At 65.8% G+C, this 21,121-nt stretch carries 21 protein-coding genes and 3 tRNA genes; 13 read left to right on the top strand and 11 right to left on the bottom strand.

Features of this window, described 5'->3' with window-relative positions:
• Nucleotides 1-20 precede the first annotated feature (20 nt).
• A complete protein-coding gene (locus AC1MB9_RS14050; RefSeq protein ID WP_479962550.1) occupies nt 21-1,013 on the bottom strand; it encodes a diacylglycerol/lipid kinase family protein in 993 nt (330 codons plus the stop codon).
• A 50-nt stretch (nt 1,014-1,063) separates the two neighbouring features.
• Here AC1MB9_RS14050 and serS point away from each other — a divergent pair, with 50 nt between their 5' ends.
• The 5 genes from serS (at nt 1,064) to AC1MB9_RS14025 (ending at nt 4,835) form a co-directional block, all read left to right on the top strand.
• A complete protein-coding gene (gene serS / locus AC1MB9_RS14045; RefSeq protein ID WP_479962549.1) occupies nt 1,064-2,347 on the top strand; it encodes a serine--tRNA ligase in 1,284 nt (427 codons plus the stop codon).
• On the top strand, nt 2,344-3,153 hold the full coding sequence (locus AC1MB9_RS14040) for an HAD family hydrolase (RefSeq protein ID WP_479962548.1): 810 nt from the start codon (nt 2,344-2,346) through the stop codon (nt 3,151-3,153). Before serS ends, AC1MB9_RS14040 begins: the two co-directional genes overlap by 4 nt.
• 90 nt (nt 3,154-3,243) lie before the next feature.
• Nucleotides 3,244-3,328: transfer RNA gene (locus tag AC1MB9_RS14035), tRNA-Ser, on the top strand.
• A gap of 59 nt (nt 3,329-3,387) precedes the next feature.
• Complete coding sequence (locus tag AC1MB9_RS14030) at nt 3,388-4,656, top strand: LCP family protein (protein WP_479962547.1); 1,269 nt, start codon at nt 3,388-3,390, stop codon at nt 4,654-4,656.
• 88 nt (nt 4,657-4,744) lie between these two features.
• A tRNA-Ser gene (locus AC1MB9_RS14025) sits at nt 4,745-4,835 on the top strand.
• A gap of 40 nt (nt 4,836-4,875) precedes the next feature.
• On the opposite strand, the gene AC1MB9_RS14020 is transcribed toward AC1MB9_RS14025, so the two are convergent.
• Entirely contained in the window at nt 4,876-5,214 is a 339-nt protein-coding gene (locus tag AC1MB9_RS14020; protein ID WP_479962546.1) for a MerR family DNA-binding protein, read from the bottom strand.
• A gap of 107 nt (nt 5,215-5,321) precedes the next feature.
• Here AC1MB9_RS14020 and AC1MB9_RS14015 point away from each other — a divergent pair, with 107 nt between their 5' ends.
• The 3 genes from AC1MB9_RS14015 to AC1MB9_RS14005 all read left to right on the top strand — a co-directional run bounded on the left by AC1MB9_RS14015 (nt 5,322) and on the right by AC1MB9_RS14005 (nt 9,065).
• Complete coding sequence (locus AC1MB9_RS14015; RefSeq protein WP_479962545.1) at nt 5,322-5,978, top strand: TetR/AcrR family transcriptional regulator; 657 nt, start codon at nt 5,322-5,324, stop codon at nt 5,976-5,978.
• Between the two features lie 55 nt (nt 5,979-6,033).
• Entirely contained in the window at nt 6,034-8,565 is a 2,532-nt protein-coding gene (locus tag AC1MB9_RS14010; RefSeq protein WP_479962544.1) for an MMPL family transporter, read from the top strand.
• Between the two features lie 149 nt (nt 8,566-8,714).
• A complete protein-coding gene (locus AC1MB9_RS14005) occupies nt 8,715-9,065 on the top strand; it encodes an HPF/RaiA family ribosome-associated protein (RefSeq protein WP_479962543.1) in 351 nt (116 codons plus the stop codon).
• Nucleotides 9,066-9,125: 60 nt separating this feature from the next.
• On the opposite strand, the gene AC1MB9_RS14000 is transcribed toward AC1MB9_RS14005, so the two are convergent.
• On the bottom strand, nt 9,126-9,596 hold the full coding sequence (locus AC1MB9_RS14000; protein ID WP_479962542.1) for a DUF2127 domain-containing protein: 471 nt from the start codon (nt 9,594-9,596) through the stop codon (nt 9,126-9,128).
• Nucleotides 9,597-9,671: 75 nt separating this feature from the next.
• Nucleotides 9,672-9,845, bottom strand: coding sequence for a hypothetical protein (locus tag AC1MB9_RS13995; RefSeq protein ID WP_479962541.1), 174 nt, complete (start codon nt 9,843-9,845; stop codon nt 9,672-9,674).
• A 167-nt stretch (nt 9,846-10,012) separates the two neighbouring features.
• Here AC1MB9_RS13995 and AC1MB9_RS13990 point away from each other — a divergent pair, with 167 nt between their 5' ends.
• Nucleotides 10,013-10,627 (top strand): hypothetical protein, encoded by a 615-nt coding sequence (locus AC1MB9_RS13990; protein WP_479962540.1) that lies wholly within the window; start codon nt 10,013-10,015, stop codon nt 10,625-10,627.
• A gap of 92 nt (nt 10,628-10,719) precedes the next feature.
• Here the strand turns inward: AC1MB9_RS13990 and AC1MB9_RS13985 are convergent, their stop codons facing one another.
• A complete protein-coding gene (locus AC1MB9_RS13985; RefSeq protein WP_479962539.1) occupies nt 10,720-11,091 on the bottom strand; it encodes a VOC family protein in 372 nt (123 codons plus the stop codon).
• A gap of 429 nt (nt 11,092-11,520) precedes the next feature.
• Here AC1MB9_RS13985 and AC1MB9_RS13980 point away from each other — a divergent pair, with 429 nt between their 5' ends.
• Genes AC1MB9_RS13980 through AC1MB9_RS13970 form a run of 3 tightly spaced genes read left to right on the top strand, consistent with a single transcriptional unit; the run spans nt 11,521 to nt 14,320 of the window.
• A complete protein-coding gene (locus AC1MB9_RS13980) occupies nt 11,521-12,483 on the top strand; it encodes a sugar ABC transporter substrate-binding protein (protein WP_479962538.1) in 963 nt (320 codons plus the stop codon).
• Nucleotides 12,480-13,520 carry an ABC transporter permease gene (locus AC1MB9_RS13975; RefSeq protein ID WP_479962537.1) on the top strand — a complete coding sequence of 347 codons (1,041 nt, stop codon included), beginning with the start codon at nt 12,480-12,482 and terminating at the stop codon, nt 13,518-13,520. Before AC1MB9_RS13980 ends, AC1MB9_RS13975 begins: the two co-directional genes overlap by 4 nt.
• Nucleotides 13,517-14,320 (top strand): ATP-binding cassette domain-containing protein, encoded by an 804-nt coding sequence (locus AC1MB9_RS13970; protein ID WP_479962536.1) that lies wholly within the window; start codon nt 13,517-13,519, stop codon nt 14,318-14,320. Before AC1MB9_RS13975 ends, AC1MB9_RS13970 begins: the two co-directional genes overlap by 4 nt.
• A gap of 3 nt (nt 14,321-14,323) precedes the next feature.
• Here AC1MB9_RS13970 and AC1MB9_RS13965 read toward each other — a convergent pair whose 3' ends face one another.
• From AC1MB9_RS13965 to AC1MB9_RS13955, 3 genes are all read right to left on the bottom strand, one after another.
• Nucleotides 14,324-15,091: a GntR family transcriptional regulator gene (locus AC1MB9_RS13965; RefSeq protein WP_479962535.1), complete on the bottom strand. Its 768-nt coding sequence runs from the start codon at nt 15,089-15,091 to the stop codon at nt 14,324-14,326.
• A gap of 395 nt (nt 15,092-15,486) precedes the next feature.
• Nucleotides 15,487-17,211 (bottom strand): carboxylesterase/lipase family protein, encoded by a 1,725-nt coding sequence (locus AC1MB9_RS13960; RefSeq protein WP_479962534.1) that lies wholly within the window; start codon nt 17,209-17,211, stop codon nt 15,487-15,489.
• Nucleotides 17,212-17,332: 121 nt separating this feature from the next.
• Complete coding sequence (locus AC1MB9_RS13955; protein WP_479962533.1) at nt 17,333-18,061, bottom strand: flavodoxin family protein; 729 nt, start codon at nt 18,059-18,061, stop codon at nt 17,333-17,335.
• A 151-nt stretch (nt 18,062-18,212) separates the two neighbouring features.
• Between AC1MB9_RS13955 and AC1MB9_RS13950 the strand changes: the two genes are divergently transcribed.
• Nucleotides 18,213-18,288: transfer RNA gene (locus AC1MB9_RS13950), tRNA-Arg, on the top strand.
• Between the two features lie 66 nt (nt 18,289-18,354).
• On the opposite strand, the gene AC1MB9_RS13945 is transcribed toward AC1MB9_RS13950, so the two are convergent.
• From AC1MB9_RS13945 to AC1MB9_RS13935, 3 genes are all read right to left on the bottom strand, one after another.
• Nucleotides 18,355-18,903 carry an SdrD B-like domain-containing protein gene (locus AC1MB9_RS13945; RefSeq protein ID WP_479962532.1) on the bottom strand — a complete coding sequence of 183 codons (549 nt, stop codon included), beginning with the start codon at nt 18,901-18,903 and terminating at the stop codon, nt 18,355-18,357.
• A 411-nt stretch (nt 18,904-19,314) separates the two neighbouring features.
• Complete coding sequence (locus AC1MB9_RS13940; protein ID WP_479962531.1) at nt 19,315-19,755, bottom strand: MarR family winged helix-turn-helix transcriptional regulator; 441 nt, start codon at nt 19,753-19,755, stop codon at nt 19,315-19,317.
• A 301-nt stretch (nt 19,756-20,056) separates the two neighbouring features.
• Entirely contained in the window at nt 20,057-20,740 is a 684-nt protein-coding gene (locus AC1MB9_RS13935; protein ID WP_479962530.1) for a winged helix-turn-helix domain-containing protein, read from the bottom strand.
• Nucleotides 20,741-21,121: the final 381 nt, after the last annotated feature.

Raw genomic sequence — 21,121 nt, 5'->3', positions numbered from 1 at the left:
CTGGTGCGGACACCGAACCGTTACGGCGCCGGCACGCGCACCTGCAGGGCGCCGGGGTCGGCGCTGAGCGCCACGATGCGCACTCGGCCGAATTCGTCGCCGTCGAGCTCGAACTGCTGCGCATGCTCGACCACGATGCGAATATCGGCCCCGCGCAACGTCGTCATGACGCGTTCGTTCGTGGAGGCCGTGCGTTCGATCAGGCGGCGGCCCACCGCCGAACGCCGCAGCACCCCGTTTTCCCAGGTGACCCGTCGCCAGATCGCGAGCCAGCCCAGCACGCCCTTGGGTTGCAGCACCGCGATGTCGAGCACGCCGTCATCGAGGCGGGCATCGGGCAGGAACTGGATGTTTCCCGGCAGCAGGCCGCAATTGGCCACCAGAATGCCACTCACGTGCGCCGGGCGATCGGTGCGGCCGCCGAGGCTGTAGCGGATGCGAAACGGTTTGCTCTGCGGAATGGCCCGCACGCCCGCGTCCACATAGGCCAACCAGCCCACCTGCTTCTTGAGGTCCGCGCGGGTGTGCGCGATCATCTCCGCGTCAATTCCGAGCCCCGCCATCACGAGGAACACGTGCTCACTCGTGTCTCCGTTTTCGCGTTTGATCGAGGCGACGCCCACGTCAATGGCCCGGTCCACCCCGCCGAACGCGATGGCGGTGGCGTGATCGAGGTTGCCGATCGGCAGCTGCATGTTGCGCGCGAGCAGGTTGCCGGTCCCGAGGGGCACAATCGCGAGGCCCACGCCGGAATCCCTCAGCGCCTCGGCCACGGCCCGCACCGTGCCGTCGCCTCCGGCCACGAGCACGAGCGTGGCGCCGGCGTCCAGGGCGTGCGCCGTGGCCTGCTGGCCGGCATCCGTTTCGCTGGTCTCAAACCACTCCGTGTCGGTCCAGCCGTGCGTGGTGGCGGCCGCATCGACGCTGTGGCGCAGCCTCGTGATGTCGACCTTCGTGGGGTTGTACACCACGGCGGCATGCGGAGAAGTGGGGGGAGGGCCGGAGGCAGTCACGATGCCTAGGGTAGCGGGTCGCGTTGCGAGGCGCTTGTAGACTGAGGCGTGTGATTGATCCGGTGCTGTTACGCGAAAACCCCGACCTCTTCAAGCGTTCGCAGGAGGCTCGTGGCGACTCCGTCGAGGCCGTCGACGCGGCGCTCGTGGCGGATGCCGATCGGCGCGCCTCCATCACGGCGTTCGAAGACCTGCGGGCGACGCAGAACCTCTTCGGAAAAACCGTGGCTCAGGCCCCGTCCGAGCAGAAGAAGGCCCTCGTGGCCGAGGCTCGGGGGCTGGCCGCCGAGGTGAAGGCCGCCGGTGTTGTGGCCGCCGAGGCCGAGGACCGCTTCATGAAGATCGCGAAGAGCATCGCGAACCCCATCATCGACGGCGTTCCAGCCGGCGACGAGGCGAACTTCGCGACGCTGCGCACGCACGGCGACACGCCCGCCTTCGACTTCGAGCCGCGTGATCACCTCGAGCTGGGCGAGCTGCTCGGCGCGATCGACATGGCCCGCGGCGCCAAGGTGTCCGGCACCCGGTTCTACTTCCTCAAGGGCATCGGCGCCCGCCTCGAGATCGCTCTGATGAACATGGCCCTTGACCGTGCCCTCGAGGCCGGCTTCATCCCGCTCATCACCCCCACGCTCGTGCGCCCCGAAATCATGGACGGCACCGGGTTTCTCGGCGAGCACAACGACGAGGTCTACTACCTGCCGGGCGACGACCTGTACCTCACCGGTACGAGCGAGGTCGCGCTGGCCGGGTATCACAAGGACGAGATCCTCGAGCTGAGCGAGGAGCCACTCCGCTACGCCGGCTGGTCGACGTGCTATCGCCGTGAGGCCGGTTCCGGCGGCAAAGACACCCGCGGCATCATCCGCGTGCACCAGTTTCAGAAGCTCGAAATGTTCACTTACGTGCTGCCCGAAAACGCCGAGGCCGAGCACGACCGCCTCGTGGCGCTGCAGGAGAGCATGCTGCAGTCGCTCGGCCTCAGTTACCGCGTCATCGACGTAGCTGCCGGCGACCTCGGCTCGAGTGCCGCCCGCAAGTTCGACATCGAGGCCTGGGTGCCCACCCAGGGCGCGTACCGTGAGCTCACCAGCACCAGCAACTGCACGACCTACCAGGCCAGGCGCCTGGACATCCGCTACCGCACGGAGACCGGCAAGACCAGCCCGGTCGCCACACTCAACGGCACCCTCGCGACCACCCGGTGGATTGTGGCGATCCTCGAAACGCATCAGCAGGCGGATGGTTCGGTGCGCGTTCCCGAGGCGCTGCGCCCCTACCTCGGTGGCCTCGAGCTGCTGGAACCGCTCTCGCCGAAGGGCCAGGCGAAATGAGCCTGACGGTGGAGCCCTGGCTCGTGGCCCTCGACATCGACGGCACAACGATGCACGAAGACGGCACGATCAGCGACGCGATTGTCGAACAGGTCCGACGCCTGGAGGAGGCCGGTCACGCCATCATGCTCGCGACCGGGCGTTCGGCCGCGGCCGCACTGCCGGTGCTGGATCGCCTGTCGATTTCGCCGCGCTACGTGGTGTGCTCCAATGGCGCCATCACCATGCACCGCGATGCAAGCGCGCCGCTGGGCTACCGCCGGGAATGGGTGGAGACCTTCGACCCGAGCGACGTGCTCAACTCGGTCCGCCCGCACCTGATGAATGCCCGATTCGCGGTGGAAGACGAGCACGGTTTCTACCGCTACACCGAACCGATTCCGGATGCCACGATCGGCATGGACAGCGAGCGCGTCGACTTCGACGAGCTGCTGCGGCACCGGGCCACCCGTGTCGTCGTGATCTCGCCGGACCACGACATGGAGGATTTCCTCGCCGTGGTCGAGCGCATGGGGCTCAACCGTGTGAGCTACGCCATCGGCTGGACGGCCTGGCTCGACATCGCACCGGACGGAGTGAACAAGGCCACCGCGATGGAACGGGTGCGCATGGAGCTGGGCATACCGCGCGAGCGCGTGATGGCCGTCGGTGATGGACGCAATGACATCGACATGCTCAGCTGGGCGGCCCTGCACGGACGCGGCGTGGCGATGGGGGAGTCTCCCGACGACGTTCTCGCTGCAGCAAACGAGGTCACGGCCACGGTCGTCGGCGACGGTCTCGCTGTCGTGCTGGCCACACTGTAGGGGCCTTCAGCACCTGCTCAGGTGCTTCTGTCACTCTGGGAACCCTCCCGTCCGTGTAGAATCGGGCGGTGTTCATCTTCGGACGAACCGGGAGGGCTGTCCGAGCGGCCGATGGAGCCAGTCTTGAAAACTGGTGGGCAGAAATGTCTCGTGGGTTCGAATCCCACGCCCTCCGCAGCGTTTTTTCTACATGTGTGACAGTGTCATGGCCGGCACGCCGATGAAAGGACTTGAGTGAGCGACCAACTCCGCCCCCGTTCGGACGGCTCGAAGAACCTCTCGACGGTGGCGCGCCATGGCCGGTTGAAGCGTTCGAGCGCCTTCAAGACGGTGGCCCGGTTCGTCGCGGCGGGTTTGGCCGTGGTTTTGGTCAGCGGAGTTTCGGTTGCCGCGATCGCCACGTTCGACGTGGCGTCGAGCGTGCAGCCCGAAGTGCACCTCGACAACGAGACCAAGGGTCCGGTTCCGCAGATCGGTGCCATCGAGGGCGGTGTCAACCTGCTCGTCGTCGGCAGTGACAGTCGTAAGGGCCAGGATGCGGTTTTCGGCCCGGAGGACTCCACCGGGGACCTCAATGATGTGACCATGTTGCTGCACATTTCCGAGGATCACAGCAACGCATCCGTCATCAGCTTCCCCCGCGACATGTTCGTGCCGATTCCGTCCTGCAACAAGGTGGACGGCGAAGGTTCCTACAGCGCGATGAGTCGTCAGAAGATCAACACCACGCTGACCTACGGCGGGCTTGCCTGTACGGTGGCGACGGTGGAGAAGCTCACCGGCCTCGACATCCCGTTTGCCGCAGAGGTGCAGTTCAGTGGCGTGATGGCCATGTCCACCGCGGTCGGCGGCGTTCCGGTGTGTGTCGCCGAGCCCATCGAAGACGAGTACACGGGCACGTTCCTCGATGCCGGCGAGCACACCCTTCAGGGCTTTGAGGCGCTGCAGTTCCTGCGCACGCGCCACGGTGTGGGCGACGGCAGCGACCTGACCCGCATCAACAACCAGCAGCTGTTCATGTCGTCGCTCGTGCGCACCATCAAGAGCGCCGACACCCTCTCGGACCCCACCAAGGTGTACTCGCTGGCTAAGGCCGTCACCGGCAACATGCAGCTCTCCGCAAGCCTCAATAGTGTGCCGGTCCTTGCCTCGATCGCGGTGGCCCTGAAAGACATCGACCTGAGCAAGGTCGTCTTCGCCCAGGTGCCGACCGGCAACGTCGAGGGTGGCGTGGTTCCGTCGCAGCCGGCCTTCAACGAGATGTTCGAAGCCGTCGCCGCCGACCGGTCGGTGCAGCTGAGCGGAACGACCGGATCGGGGACCGTGGCCGACCCGAACGCTCCGGTCGAGGCCCCGGTGGATCCGGCCGCACCCGTGGACCCGGCAGTGACCCCCGCTCCAGAGGCTGTCGACCCCTCCGTTTCCGTGCTTGACGAGTCCGTGACCGGACAAACGGCTGCCGATTACACCTGCACGGCCGGGCGTACGCTCAAGGATCAGTAGCCACTGCCGCGGAACGCGGGGCGCTCGTCACGAACCCGGCTCATGGTCGGGTAGGATAGGCAGGTATGTTTGTCTACGCAGGCATCAAGGAGACGTCGCATAGTTCGGCTTAGTGCACCACCCTGCTAAGGTGGAGTACCCTTTACGGGGTACCGTGGGTTCAAATCCCACCGTCTCCGCAGTCATACAAACCCCTGAATCCCGTGTGAACACCGGGCCTCAGGGGTTTTCCTGTACCTCCATGAGCCTGTGGGGGGTTGGCTCGCCACCGCCACCGTGGCCGTGTCTGGGGTTGGTGATGATGGTGCAGATGTCGGCCTCGCCGCATTCGGCGGGGTCCTGCACCTGACTGGCTCCGATGAGTGTCTGGAGTTCCGCGGCCAACGCGGCGAGCTCCCGTTGGCGGGGTCGGACGTCTTCCAGCTTACGAGCCGGCAGTAGTGAGGCGTGGGAGCAGGGGGCCTGGCCCGCGTCTCGCAGGGACAGAACACTGGTGATCTCCGTGAGGGTGAGCCCGGCCGCGTGGCCGCTTTGAATGAAGTTCAACCTGCTGATCACGGCGGTGTCATAGTCGCGGTACCCCCCTGATGCAACGCCATGCCGTCGCGCAAGAATTTTCACGCGGGGAGGTGCACTTTGTGCGTCGTTGCACGTAGTGTAATTACGTGACAGCTCAGAGCACCGCCCCCGACCGACGCGCGGGGCTCAAAGCGCGGCACCGGCAAGCGATTCTGGATGCGGCGGATTCTCTCATTCGCGAGCGGGGCAAGCCGCATTTCAGCGTGGACGAGCTCGCCGAGCGTGCCGACGTCTCGCGCCGCACCGTCTTCAACCACTTCTCGTCGCTTGACGACGTGATCATGACGACCTGCACGCGCGTGCTCAGCGCCGTCGTCGACGAATTCCGCGCGGCGACGGCAGCGACGCCGGCCGGAGACGGCAGCCGGGAGACCCTGTTCGCCGACATCACGGCGGCGGTGCGGGACATCGATCTGCCCACCGCCGTGGCCTACCTGGCGGGGGTGCTCAACGCCGACGGAGGCGATGATCGTTCCCAACGCGCTCTCGGCGACGTGTTCACGCGCACCACCGACCAGCTCTCGATCGAGATCGCTGATCGCAGCAGCGAAATCGACAAATTCGAGGTCGCCGTGCTCGTCAGCTCGTTGATGAACGGCGTCGCCGTCGTCTCCGAGTACTGGATTGCGCGCACGGGCGCGAGCCTCGACGCGGACTCCCGAAAAGTGTGGGACGAACTGCTCGACCGCCTCATCGCCACCATCCGCTCCGGATACACCACTCCGAGCACCACGCCGAGCTGACCCGCTCCGCGCCCTTCTTCCGCCTAGCTTCTCCTCACGAAAGAATCAGATCAACATGGCATCCCTCCTCTACCGACTCGGTCGGTTCTCCGCACGCCGAGCCTGGCTGGTTATCGTGGCCTGGCTCGCGATCCTCGCCCTCGCCGGCGGTGCGTTCGCGCTCTTCGGCGGCGCGCTCAGTTCTGCGGTGAGCATTCCGGGCACGCCCACCCAAACGGTGAGCGACGAGCTCGCGGAGAAGTTCCCGGCCGCCAGCGGTGGCCGCGGAACCGTAGTGTTCACCACGACCGACGACTCGGCGTTCAACGACACCCAGAAGACGGCGATCGAGGGCCTGCTCGCCGACACCGTCGACCTCGAGGACGTCAAGGCGACCACGAATCCCTTCGACACCCAGGCGCAGATCGACGGCCAGGCCGCGGCGGTCACCGACGGTCGCCGGCAGATCGCCGATGCGGCCGCGCAACTGGATGCCGGCCAGGCGCAGATTGACGCCGCCACGGCCGAGCTCGCCGCCGGCCAGTCACAGCTCGATGCGGCCAGGGCTCAGGCCGAAGCGGCGGGCCAACTTGCTGCCGCCCAGCCCCAGTTCGACGCCCAGCAGGCGCAGCTCGATGCAGGCACCGCCCACATCGCCGCCCAGCAGGACACCCTCGATCAGGGACAGGCTGAGCTCGCCACGCAGGGCACGACCCTTGAGCAGGGTGCAGATCTACTTGACCTCGCGGCGGAAATCCGGCTGGTTTCGACGGACGAGACCACGGCGGTCGCCAGCATCCAGTTCGACAAATCGCTCAACCTCGTATCCGCCGAGGCAAAAGAAGCACTCGTCGACGCCATGAACAACGCCAAGATCGACGGCGTCGAGGTTCAGGTGTCCAACGATATCGCGTCCAGCATCCCGGAGGTTCTCGGCCCGGGTGAGATCGGCGGTGTGATCTTTGCCGCAATCGTGTTGTTCGTCATGCTGGGCACGCTCATCGGCGCGAGCCTGCCCCTGGTCAACGCCATCATCGGTGTCGGTGTCGGCGTTCTCGCCTCCCTCGCGTTGTCGGGTACCGTCACCATGCTGTCCGTCACGCCGGTGCTCGGCGTCATGCTGGGCCTCGCGGTCGGAATTGACTACTCCCTCTTCATCCTCAACCGGCACCGCGTGCAATTGCGCAGCGGCGTTCCCCTGGAGGAGTCAATCGGCCTCGCCAACGGCACGTCGGGCAACGCCGTCGTGTTCGCCGGTTCCACAGTGCTGATCGCGCTGCTCGCCCTCAATCTCACGGGCGTCCCGTTCCTCGGACTCATGGGCACGGTCGCCGCGGTCTGCGTGCTCATGGCGATCCTCATCGCCGTCACGCTGGCGCCGGCCCTGCTGCACCTCGTTGGCGCCCGGATTCTGACCAAGAAGGCGCGTAGCCGCATCGGACACGCGCACAGCGTGTCTCGCCTGCCGAAGAAGCCGATGAACACCGTGCGCGCCGTCGTCACGGTCATCGCCGGCATTGCCGTGCTGCTGGTCGTCGCGCTCCCGGCGCTGACGATGCGGCTTGGATTGCCGGCAGGGTCCTCTGAACCGGTCAGCTCGAGCGCCTACAAGGCCTACAAGCTCACCGACGACAAGTTCGGCGCGGGTGTCAACGGCCCGCTGATCGTCGTCGCCGACCTGGAGGAGGCCGTCTCTGCCGACGACCTCATCGCCGAACAGGTGCGCATCGGCACCCTGCTGAAGGCCGAGAACAACGTCGCTGCCGTCGCTCCGATCGGCGCGTCCGACGACGACCTGCTCCTCGCCTTCCAGGTGGTGCCCACCGACGGCCCCACGAGCGAGACGACCGAGCAGCTGGTGCTCGATCTGCGCGGGCTCGAGATCACCGGGGTCACGTCTCTGGGCGTCGCCGGAAACGCGTCGGGAAACATCGATGTCAGCGAGAAACTCGCAGCGGCCCTGCCGCTCTACCTGCTTGTCGTCGTAGGGCTGTCCCTGCTCATCCTGATCTTCGTGTTCCGTTCGATTCTCGTGCCCGTCACCGCCACGCTCGGGTTCGTGCTGTCGCTGTTCGCGTCATTCGGCGCCATTACGGCGGTGTTTCAGTGGGGCTGGCTCGGCCCGGTGTTCGGTATCCACGATCCGGGGCCGATCCTGAGCTTCCTGCCCATCCTTGTTGTCGGCATCCTCTTCGGGCTGGCGATGGACTACCAGCTGTTCCTCGTGACCGGGATGCGTGAGGCGTACGTGCATGGAACCCCCGCCCGTCTCGCCGTGCAACGGGGGCTGCATGCGGGCCGTGCGGTCGTCATCGCCGCCGCGCTCATCATGATGTCCGTCTTCACCGGCTTCGTTTTCTCGAACTCGGTGATGATCCAGTCGATCGGATTCGGGCTCGCGGTCGGCGTGCTCCTCGATGCCTTCGTCGTGCGGCTTCTCATCATCCCCTCCGTCATGCACCTGCTGGGTGACGCGGCCTGGTGGATGCCGAAGTGGCTCGACCGCATCCTGCCCGACGTTGACGTGGAGGGCGCCTCGCTCGAACGCTCACACCCCGGTGCCGTTGACGAGCCCCAGCCCGAGCTCGTCCCTGCCGGGGGGGCCTAGCCCGCCCGGCCAACCTGAGCGCAGTGTCAGGTACGGCCGGGGCATGACGCGCTAGCCTGAGAGGAACCACACATGGTCCGTCGCAAGCGATCGTTCCGGCATATTGAAGTGTCCCGGAACGGTGCCAGACGGCAGGAACGGGAGCGAAAATGCAGATCATCGTGAACACCGCCAGCAGTGTTGCCGCAACGGGTGAGGTGCCGGACGGCTTGGAAACCGTCGTCGCGGACGCCCTCTCTCGTTTCAGTGCCCGTCTCACCCGCGTGGAAGTGCACCTGTCAGATGAGAGCTCCGGTCACAGCACCGGGGACCACATCAAATGCCTCCTGGAGGCTCGCCCGGAGGGCGGCAACCCGGTCGTTGTCACGGAACATTCCGGCTCGCCCGAGAGCGCCCTGACCGGGGCTCTGCACAAGATGCAGAGCCTGCTCCACAGCGCCTTCGGCAAACTGGATGACCGCAAGGGCAACACTGCCATGGGCGACATCGTCGCCGAGTAGCGCGGCCGCGGCGAGGCGCTCAGGGCACCTCGCCATCGTCGAAGCCGTGAGTTCTCACCCTCAGCGGGGCTCGGAGAGCGCGCGGTGTGACTGATATTCACGCCAGGTGAGCCAGGCGATGAAAAGATCGAAGACCGTGAGCAGCGCCAGCCAGATCGAGAATGACAGGGCGATTTGATAAAGCTGGTAGGTCACGAAGGCCAGCAGAAACGCAATCATCCAGGGGTAGGCCCACATCGAGTTCCGGAGAACTGCCCACACCAGGACGATTTTCACGACGCCGTGCACGAGAAGGTACAGCGCAGCGAAGAGCGACGCCGACACGGTCAGGCTCTCGGCAAGCCGCACCAGGCTCGTCGCCATCACGTCGTGGGGATCCTCACCCAACTCGTGCAGGGTGAGAAGGCGCGCAGCAGAACTGATCTGACTCGGAGACACGACAAACAGCAGTACGCCGCCGACGAGTTCCAGAACTCCGTCCGCGGCTTTCAGGCCCAGGCCGATTCGAAAGATCCTGTTCAGGGCTGTCACTGACCAACCTTTCGGACGGCAGGGAGCCGACTCGGCCACACCGCCGGGCGTCGACGTTTCCGAGAGTGTGCCGGGCTAGTCGTCGGCGGACTCCGCATGCGAGCTGTATTCCCGGACGGCGGGCTTGTCGGCTCCAGCCCGTGTGCCGTCGGGCGCGTCGGCCGCCGGCTCGTGGTGCAGCTCGTCGTAAAGGTCGGCAGCGGCCTCGCCCTTCAACCGCTCCCACGTTGACTCCGATACATGTTTCATAGAAATGTGCTCCGTTCATCGCCCTGGTGGGACCGCGTGTAGGAGAATTCTAGGGGCAAGGCTGAATCGCGCTGGGCGGATGCGCGCAATTTCTCAGCACGTGACGGCGGCGGGCGGAGCGCATTCCGCCCTGTAAAATCAGACGTACACAGGGAGGTGGTGTGGCCATGCGCCGAGGACGTTCGCGCCGTCGCGCCGTCGCCCCACCCGAGGAACCGACCGCCGAGCCGCCCTCCGTCGATCGGATGGTCGACGAGGGTTTTCTCATCGCCCTCTCGGCCGTGCGCATGGCGGTCAAGAACGACATCATCATCGGTGCCCTGCGGGAGCACGTCGACTACGACCCGGCGCGCTATGCCGCGACCGCGCGCGAAGAGCTGAGCCTGCTCGCCCGCCAGAACGAGGAGTACGCGGAACGCGTCAGTCGCCTGAGGAAAGACGTCGGCAAGCACCGGTGGGGACTCGATCTCACCGAAGATCAACGCGGGGACCTGACCCAGTTCGCGTTGCGCCTGCAGGTGCACAAGAGACTCACCCTGGCCCTGGATGCCGAGGCCGCCGCCGAGGATCACGTTGCCCTGCTCGTGGAACGCGCCCAGCGGGAGGCGAGCGAGGAGATTCGCGACGCCGTGTCAACCCGCCTGATCTCGCTCGCGATCGATCCCACAGCAGCCGAGTATGCCGAGCACCGGGCGGATCGCCTGGACATGTTCCTGCTCGTCAACCTCGCCCTGCTCAAGGCCTCGCACGCCGAGTCCCATCCCGGCGAGGGCGACTACTAGCCCGGGCCCGGTCTGCCCGGAGCCAGCCTGCACACGGGCGGATGCCGCCGGAACCACACCCGGCGGCATCCGCCCGATAACGCGGGCGAGCGTCAGGACAGCATCTCCGTGATGCAGATGAAGTTGCCCTCCGTGTCCCTGAACCAGGCGGATTTCATCTCGTCCGTCTCGGCGACGCCGTTGACGGTCTTCATGCCCGGGACCTCGAAGTCCTCGAACACGACACCGCGTGCGCGCAGCCGGGCCATCTCGCCATCGAGATCGTCGGTGATGAAACTCATCTGGGTGTTCTTGGCGGTACCCGCGTTTTCTGTCTCGTAGATCTCAAAACCGGACCCCGGCCCCGAGTACACGAGCATGCCCTCAAGCACCTCGACGGGATCCAGGTCGAGCGCATCGTGGTAAAACGTGCGGACGCGGCTGAGATCTGCGGCCGGTAGAACTGGATGTAATTCTTTCAGCATTGCAAACGCCTCCTCTGGCGTGTATTCGATTGGTATCGAAAACACCGACCAGCAGACCGCGAGTGCTGAACGCGAACGTGGCCGACATTCCCGTAAGCGAAGCCTCGCCTGACGTGCTTCCGCCGCAGCGCGCAGGCACTGACTATCGCATTTCGCTCCCAATATACAGCGACGGATGCCGATCCGCCATGGCAACATTCGCCGGAAGATCAGCGCGACCTGATGATGGATCCCATCCGTTTCGCCTGAGTCCACGCGTCACAAAACCGCACGTGCGCCCAATATTTCGGGCGCACGTGCGGTTTTGTGACGCGTGAGCGCAAGACTCCCGAGTGCGGTTCGGGAGACGGCATCGGCCTCGTTTTCGTGCGCCGGTGCGGCGAATTCGCGTCGGACAGGCCAGAATTGAGGCAACGAAGGTTGCAGAAAATGAAAAAGCACAAGAGTTGGCTCGTCGCGCTCATCCTCATCCCGCTGACCCTGGCCGGTTGCACCGCCGCCCCCGGCGACACGACGACCGCGGCATCGGCTGATGAGGCCGTCATCGCGATGGTCACGCACGGCACCCCGGGCGACTCCTTCTGGGACGTCGTGAAGAGTGGCGCGGAACAGGCGGGTACCGACCTGGGCGCCACGGTCACGTACCAGGGCGATGGCGACCCGGTGAAGCAGAGTCAGCTCATCGATGCGGCGATCGCGTCGAAGCCCGACGGCCTGATCGTGTCGCTGGCCAATCCCGCCGGTGTCAAAGACGCGGTGGAGCGCGCCGTTGCGGCTGGAATCCCGGTGATCACCATCAACTCCGGCCTCGAGGAATCGAAGGCATTCGGTGCGCAGACCCACGTGGGTCAGAGCGAGTTCATTGCGGGTCAGGGCGCGGGGGAGCAGCTCGCCAAGGCCGGCGTGACAAATGTGATCTGCGTGATCCATGAGGCCGGGAACTCCGGGCTTGAAGATCGCTGCAAGGGAGCCGCCGACACCCTCGGCGGCACCCTGTCCAACGTGCAGGTCGATATTGCCAACATCGCGGATGCCCAGAACACGGTCAAGAGCAAGCTCCTGGCCGACCCGTCGATCGATGGCGTGCTCACGCTCCAACCGGCCGTGGGTGTCGCCGCGGCGCAGGCGATCGCCGAAGCATCAAGCACCGCCACGCTCGCGACCTTCGACGTGTCCGCCGACGTGACCACACTCATCGAAGACGGCAAAATTCTCTTCGCCGTGGACCAGCAGCCCTACTCTCAGGGATACCTGCCGGTCGTGTTCCTCACGCTGCAGAAGCGCAACGGCGACACGGTCGGTGGCGGCCGGCCGGTGTATTCAGGGCCCGGCTTCGTCACGAGCGACAACGTGGCCGAGGTCGCCCGGTTCGCCGCCAACGGTACGCGGTGACGCGCACCGCTTTCGCGCCGGCCCATGAACGGACCACGACCGCACGTCGCACCGTGACGTTGTTGCGTCGGCCCGAAATCGGGGCAGCGGTCGCGGCACTGGCCGTCTTCACGTTCTTCTCGCTGATGGCACCCGTGTTTCTCACCCCTGCGGGCGTCTCGACCTGGCTCTATTCGGCGTCACTGTTCGGGATCATGGCCGTCGCCGTCGCCCTGCTGATGATCGGCGGGGAGTTCGATCTGTCCGCCGGTGCGATGACCGGAACCACGGGCCTCATCGTGGGTGTGATGACGACCCAGTGGGGGCTCGCCATCTGGCTCGCCATGTTGATCGCGCTCGCCGCGGCGCTGCTGATCGGGGCCGGAAACGCGGTCATCGTGATGCGAACCGGCCTGCCGAGCTTCATAGTGACGCTGGCCACCTTCTTCATCCTGCAGGGCATGAACCTGGCCGTGACGAAGCTGATCACCGGGTCCGTGGCCATCCAGGGCATGGGGGCCGTTCCCGGTTTCGACGCGGTCAAGGTGTACTTCGGGTCGTCGTTCCCGTTCCTGGGCGCGAACATCAAAACGGCGGTCGTCTGGTGGATCGCGGTGACCGCCGTGGCCACATGGATCCTGCTGCGCACCCGTGCGGGCAACTGGATCTTCGCGGTGGGCGGGCAGCCTGCGAGCGCCCGGCAGCTCGGCGTGCCGGTCATGAGGGTGAAGGCCGGCCTGTTCATGACCACCGCGGGCGCCGGCTGGCTCGTGGGTATGCTCCAACTCTTCGACGTGTCGACCGTCCAGGCGACGACGGGTATCGGTCAGGAATTCATCTACATCATCTGCGCCGTGGTGGGCGGATGCCTGCTCACCGGCGGCTACGGATCCGCGATAGGCGCCGCCCTCGGTGCCCTGATCTACGGCATGACCCTGCAGGGCATCGTCTTCGCACAGTGGGACAACAACTGGCTGAAGGCGTTTCTGGGCGGCATGCTGCTGATAGCGGTGCTGGTCAACCTGTACGTGCGACGCCAGGCGGGGGAGCGATCGTGAGCGCGGCGGCATCCGGGGTCACGCCCCTGCTCGAGGTTCGCGGCATCGGCAAGACATACGGGTCGATCGTGGCGCTGCGTGGCGTATCGGCGTCCGTCGGGGCGGGGGAGGTGCTCTGCGTGCTCGGCGACAACGGCGCGGGCAAGTCGACGCTGATCAAGATCCTGGCGGGGGCACACGCGGCGTCCGAGGGGGTGCTGCTCTGGAACGGCGAACCCCGCCGCTTCGGGAGCCCGCGCGACGCTCTCGCGCTCGGCATCGCCACGGTGTACCAGGACCTCGCCGTTGTGTCGCTGATGCCCGTGTGGCGCAATTTCTTTCTCGGCTCCGAACTGACACGCGGGCGCGGGCCCTTCCGCCGCCTCGACGTGAAACGGATGAGACGCACCACGCTGACCGAGCTGGCCCGGATGGGCATCGAGCTGCGCGACGTCGACCAGCCGATCGGCACTCTGTCCGGAGGTGAGCGGCAGTCTGTCGCCATCGCCCGTGCGGTGTACTTCGGGGCGAAGGCGATCATCCTTGACGAACCGACCGCCGCGCTCGGCGTGAAACAGGCCGCCGTGGTGCTCAAATACATCGCGCAGGCTCGGGATCTCGGGCTCGGCGTGGTCTTCATCACGCACAATCCGCACCACGCCTACCCCGTTGGCGATCGCTTCCTGCTGCTGCGCCGCGGAACGAGCCTCGGGTTGTTTGCCCGGAGCGAGATTTCGCTCGACGAGATGACCCGGCTGATGGCCGGAGGCGCGGAGCTCGACGCCCTCGCCGAAGAGCTCAGGAGGCCCCCGACGGCCTAGCGGCTACTTCTCGACGAGGGTGACCTCGAAGGAATACAGATCGGGGCGGTAGCAGTGATGGCCGAACTCGACGGCGCGGCCGGAGTCGTCGAAAGCGGTACGGTCCATCGTGAGCAGGGCCGCGTTCTTCTCCACGTCGAGCAGCTCGGATTCTTCGTGCGTCGACTTGCGGGCGCCGATGCGTTGGCGAGCCACGCGCATCGTGACACCGCGCGAGCGCAGCACCTGGTACAGCCCGTAGGTCACGAGGTCCTCGGGCTCCATTGTGAGGAACTCCTCGGGCAGCCAGTTCTCCATCACGGCCACGGGAACGTCGTCGGCGAGGCGCACGCGACGGATATGCAGGATGGGGGTTCCCACGTCGCACGCGAGCTTCTCCGCCACTGGGGCATCCGCCGGCACGCTCTCGAACGTGAGCAGGTGGGTGGACGGGACCTTGTGTGTGTTGGTGAGGTCGTCATAGAGGCTGGTGAGCTCAACCTTGCGCGTGACCTGGCCGTGCACGACCTGGGTGCCGATCCCGCGGCGGCGAACCAGCAGGCCCTTGTCGACGATGTCCTGGATGGCTCGGCGCACGGTCGGGCGGCTCAGCCCGAGGCGCTCAGCCAGACCGACCTCGTTCTCGAGGCGTGCGCCGACGGGCAGCTCGCCGCTCAGGATCGCCTTCTCAATACGCTGCGACACCTGGAAGTACAGGGGGATCGGCCCCGACCGTTCGAGGTCCATGAAGAGGCCCATGGGAAGCACGTTCTCTTCGTTCGTCGCGCTCATGCCGGCCCCTTACATTGTGTTCTGTTTGGCAAGTTGTAATGACATTATCATGACTAGCCTGGCGTGTCACGGACTGCTTGGCCCTTTCCGGGTGGGTTGCACGGCAATGCCGGTGAAGGGGAGTACGGTCAGCTGTACGTCGGTCGATAGCTCGCCCGACAGACCGGAAAGTAACTTGAGAGAGGTACTACAGATGTCTGACACACCGCGCCCCAAGCCCCACGACCCTCGGCCCCACGCGCCCGAGTCGCCAGCTCCCGACGCTCCCGACACGTCCGCGGCTCAGCACTAGGGCCCCGCTCTGGCTTCGCTCCGCGGAGGTGGATGCCGTACCGACCGTGAGGCCGATACGGCTAAACACCTTCGCGACGGCGGAGCCCGCGCCCGGGGCTGGGCTAAACGTCGGGCAGAAACCGTTGCCAGGCCTCCCGACGGTGGCCGCGCGGGTCGGATTCCACCCGATCGATCGCGTCGATGATCAGAGTTCGGCGATCGTTTTCGGTGTACGCCGGCCACGAGTGCTCGACGACACCCGTACATGCGAAGTGCACCCAATGCCGGCGCATCCGCTCGCCCGCGTTGATGAACGCCCGTCGTCCGCCGAGAGACGTCGCCGTACGGGCAAACACCGTGTCGACGTCATTGAACAGGGCGAAGAGTTCGATGCCGTGCGTGGCGCCGAGGCCGATCACGTGCATCAAGCGAGGCGCAAGATCAAAGCGATAAAAGTGCACGGGGGCCACTCGGGAGTGCAGCGATCCCACGGTCACGCTCGGAAACCAGAAGGCGAAGTCGCCGCCGAAATCCGATGACATGCGCCTGGTGTGCAATCCCGGATAGGCCTCGCGCATGGCGTCACGCACGTTCTCCGGCGCCCGCTCGAAGAGCGCCCGGATGCGGGCTCGTGACGTCGGAAGAATACTCACCCGCCCTCTGAAGGCCGACCCTTCCCGATCATTCGTCCCGATGATCAACGGCACGCGGTGCGCCCGACCATGCCGGAACGCGTCGACCGGTCGTTCGGGGAGAAAATCCCCGTCCACCACGGGAGCGAGCGGGAAAGTCCCGGGCTGCGCATCGGGCGTATGCATCTGGAGGGTGAGGGCGGCGGTCAGCAAGTGGCCGACATCCGCGTGTTCCAGCAGCTCGGCGGGCCCGCGCTCGTCGTCGGCCGTCAGCCGCCGCAGCTCGTGCAGGAACTCGTCGGCCCACGCGGCGGCCAATTCGGGGGCGTACGCAGCCCCGGGCGGCGGGCTCTGGGCGATGACCCGAGAGAAGAGACCGCGGGCCGACGGCGTGGCCATGAGAGTGATGGCTGCGTTGCCTCCGGCCGATTCGCCGAACAGGGTGATGTTGTTCGGGTTGCCGCCGAAAGAACGAATATTCTCGTGCACCCATTTCAGGGCGGCCGCCTGGTCACGCAGCCCGAGATTGCTCTCGAACGGCCGTGCCGGCGTCGAATACCGGCTGAAATCCAGATAGCCGAGGGCGCCGAGCCGGTAGTTGAAGTTCACGTACACGACCCGGCCCGTGCGCACGAACGCCTCGCCCTGGTCCGGAAAATCCTGTGATGAGCCGACGCTGTACCCGCCGCCGTGAATGAATACCATCACGGGGAGGCTCAGCCGTGTGCGCCGTCCCACCGCGGGTGCGAGCACGTTGATGGTGAGGCAGTCCTCGCTCGCCTGCGTGCGCGCGGACTTCACGCGCAGCGGGCTTCGGGGAATCTGGCAGGCCACGTCCCCGAAACGACGAGCGTCCCGGATGCCACGCCACGGCACCACCGGCTGGGGAGCGCGAAAGCGCAACCGGCCGATCGGTGGTGCCGCGTAGGGAATTCCGCGCCACGCCACGACGGGACCCTCGCGAACCCCCCGCACAACGCCTCCCGTCACGGACACGTCACATGCGGTGCGCGCCGACGGAGCTGCCGTGTCGGGGACGGCAGGAGCGCCGTGATCGTGCGTGGCTGCGCTGCTCTGCGTGAGGGTGCCGGCAGCGTTTATCAGCGACGCGGGGCGTCGATGAGGCAGGGATGGCGGCGCGCTGCCTGTGCTGCGTACGACGGAGGTGCTGGAGGTGCTGGAGGTGCTGATGACTGGTGATGCGTGCGTGCCCATGTGCCGCGCCCCTTCCTGCCGACGCCCGTTCCCGTTCCCGTGCCTGTTCCGATGCCTGTTCCGATGTCCGATGTCCGATGTCCGGTGCTGAGTGCTGAGTGCTGGTTTCGCGTGGTTTCGACTATCCCGGTTGGGGCGCGAACCCGAATCGCTCGCCGTGGTCCCAACTCTTACGCAGGTTGCCCCATGCGGGAATGCCGCCGTTGGCCTGCAGCATCGCCGCCAGGTGCATGAGGTTCCAACTCATGAATGTGGTGTTTCGATTCGTGAAGTCATTCTCCGGGCCGCCGGACCCCGGATCGAGATACCCGGGGCCGGGGCCGATTTCGCCGATCCACCCCGCATCCGCTCCGGGTGGGATGGCGTAGCCGATGTGCTGCAGGCTGTACAGCAGGTTGGAGCTGCAGTGCTTCACCCCGTCTTCGTTGCCGGTGATGAGGGCTCCGCCGACCTTGCCGTAGTAGATGTATTGGCCCTTGGCGTTGAACTGCCCCGACATGGCGTAGAGGCGTTCGACGATGCGCCTGGTGACGGATCCGTTGTCCCCGAGCCAAATGGGGCCGGCCAGCACGAGGATGTCCGCGCTGAGCACCGTTTCGAACAGGGCGGGCCAGGCATCGTTCGCCCAACCGTGCTCGGTCATGTCGGGGTAGACGCCGGTGGCGATGTCGTGGTCGATCGCTCGGACCACGTCGACGTGTACGCCCTGGCCTCGCATGACGTGCGCGCTCAGATCGATGATCCCCTGCGTGTTGCTGGTTTCGGGACTTCGTTTGAGCGTGCAATTGATGAACAGGGCTCTGAGGGACGAGTAGTCGAATGACGTTTCAACAGCAGTCGGGGAAGCCATGCGGCCAGTAAACCACCGGCCGGTGGCACGGGCTAGGGGGCCGTCGTTGAGGCACTTCTTTCGGCGCGAGAGGGGCGATGGGCAAGACGAGTCGCAAAAGGCTGGTATAGTTTTCAAGTTGCCTCCGAGCGGTTCAGTCGGAAGTAATTAGGCGCCCGTAGCTCAGCGGATAGAGCAATTGACTACGGATCAATAGGTCGGGGGTTCAAATCCCTCCGGGCGCACCAGCAAAAAGCCCCGCAATCCCAGTGGTTGCGGGGCTTTTGTGGTTTAAGCGAGAGACTACGGGACGCCTACTGTGGCCGGCGCCGTTCCTGGCGACGCGACAGGAAGTACGCTCCGCCACCCAGGAACAGCAAGGCAATTCCGGTGAAGAGCGCCCAGCGGAACCACGCTCCGTCGGAGTCCGTCGTCATCACGATCGAGAGCGGGCCGCGCGGGCCATCGTAGGTGAGGGTCAGCTCCACCCCCGCAATGCCTCTCTCTCCCGAGTCCTGAGTGCCACTGCGGTTCGAGTCATCGAACACGATACCGGACAGGCTCGACGTGCCCCGAGCGCGCCGTCCGGGCCCGCCCAGGTGAGCGTCACCGTCGCCTCGGGGATCCCGGCCGCACCGGAGTTCTGACACCGTCGCCGTTCGCATCGAGCCAGACGGTGTTGCCGATGGTGCCCACAGGTTGTAGCCCGGTGTCGCGCCGCTGTTCGACGCGTTCAGGGACACGGCGACGGAATCGCCGTAGAGCGTGTCGGAATCAACGGTTCTGGACAGGGCGAAATCGAGGGTGCCAGCGGCCTGCGCGGCGATGGGCGTTTCTCTTCGTCGCGGTCGCCAAGGAATCAAAAAAAGGTGCCGGGACAACAACGCCCACCGGGGTGCTGTGACCCGGCCTGCTTATCCTAGGCGAGCTCCGTGGCCCTCGAAAGGGGCGGCTTGCCCGAGGGGGCCGTTGGGGTCGTGAACAAAAGGGCCACTATCGCCCAACATCGCCGTCTGCGGTGCCAATGGGGGCCACGCGCCCGCTCAGGCGTGCCCCCCAATGTCGTCGGATCGGTCAAATGGGGGCAGACTCAGCTACCATGTGCGGTAGGTGAGATATTCTTAATTTCCCTACGGCGACAGTGCAGTTGCCCGGGGTCGAAGTGTTCTCGCCGGACCTTGTTCGGATGTCCGGTGAGGAAGGCATTCCTGGGAAGGACTGCCTCGGTGGGGTGCGGGGTAGGGCCCTCGCCCCACCGCCATTGCCGCGTCTGGTCAGCTGGCCCCGCGCGTGCGCAGTCGATTGCACAAATCGGTGAGTTCGAGCAGTTCGTCCGTGTTCAGGGTGTCGCTGATCCGATCGACGATGGTGTCCATGTGGGCCACGGCAACGCGCCTGAACAGGGCCAGCCCCTCCGGCGTGAGCTGCACGATCGCGCCGCGTCCGTCGTCCGGGTCGATGAGTTTGCAGACGTAGCCTCGCGCGACGAGGCGGTCCACGAGGCGACTCACGCTCGGCTGCGTGAGCAGTACGTGGCTGTTCAGATCCCGCAACCGGATGCGGCGATCAGGCTGCCTGGACAGGTTGAACATCACGTCGTACTCGTTGAGGGAGATGTCTCGCGATGGAAAATCAGCGGCGAGGCTGCGCATGATGGCCACCTGGGCCCGGAAGAGCGACTCCCATGCCGTCACGGCCACGTCCCGATCAACCACTCCGGCTCCTCGCCATTGCCATCGCTCCTCACGGACTGAGGCCACGATCCCTCTAAGGATAGGGACTCATGCAGGACGGTCGCGCATCGAGACGGCTCGGAGGGAATTTACAGGAGAATAACGGCCGCACGGGTGGCATTCGTTATTCATTCGTTATATATTCGTAGTGCGTCAACCGTTTGCTGTGGCGGACGACGTGAATGTGATTGCAGGACACTCTTGGTGCAAGGGACGAGGGCCGGCCGTAGCCTCTACGACCGGCCCTCAATCATGTCCCCGTCGCCCATGTCCCTGAGCGCCGTTAGAAGCGGTCGGGGCTCGGCGTGGTCGCCTGCCGGATCGAGACGTCGGCGTGGCGGTCGAAGCGGTAACCGACACCGCGCACCGTGCGAACGATGTCCTCATAGCGTCCGAGCTTGGCGCGGAGGCGGCGCACATGCACGTCGATGGTGCGCTCGTTCGGCGTGTCCTCGTCGTCGTTGGCGTCCCACAGTGAGGAGATGATCTCGGCACGGTCGATCGTCCGGCCCTCGCGCAGTACGAGGTACTGCAGCAGCTCGAATTCCTTGTAGGTGAGGCTGGCCGTCTCATTGTCGAGGATGACGCGCTTGCGGGAAATGTCGACGACGACTCCGCTGCGTGCGCGATCGAGCTCTTCGACCTCGGTGCGGTGGTCGGCGAGGGCGGACGGGTCCTGGAGCGCCAGGCGAACCACGTCGACATCGCGGCCGCCGGAATTCTCCGGGGCGAGGGCGACGGCCGCGTAGGTCTCCGCGGACGGGGCGATATCGCCCGTGAGCGCTTTGAGCGCCTCAACGATACGGTGCAGGCTCGTACCGGCGGCGGCCGCCTTGGCCTCGTCGATTCCGACGTAGAGAACGAAGCCGCGGGCCTCGGTTCCGCTGGGTACGGCACGAATGCGCGGTGCCGGCTGGTCAACGATCTTGAGGGCGGGGCGGCTGGAGTGGATCTGGGCGAGCGACATGAGAGAACTCCTTGCATGAAAAGCGGGGCGAACCCGGCGTACGGCGCTCTGGGTTCGGGTGTGAGGCACGAGTGCCGGGTGTCGAAGGCGTCCGGAGGGAAGCGTTCGGGAGTTCGGCTATCCGGTCACCGCTTTTTTACTGCGCAGGTGAAGATGAATAGGCTGGGAACTCAGCGAGGGGGCCGCGCGTTGGTTAGCGGCACATTCGACAACAGGCGACGGCGGGGGAACCGGCCATCATCATGCCGGCATTCCCGGGGGCCTCGAGGGAGGTCAGGGGGGTTGCGGTTGTTGTCATAACTGCGAGTCAAGCGGAATGTGACGTGGTGTGTCAATTCGGTTACGAGGGGTTACGCCGCGTGACGCGCACCACGTTCATCC

The organism is Cryobacterium sp. AP27 (assembly GCF_056680495.1).
This window is presented reverse-complemented; position numbering and strand designations above follow the sequence as displayed.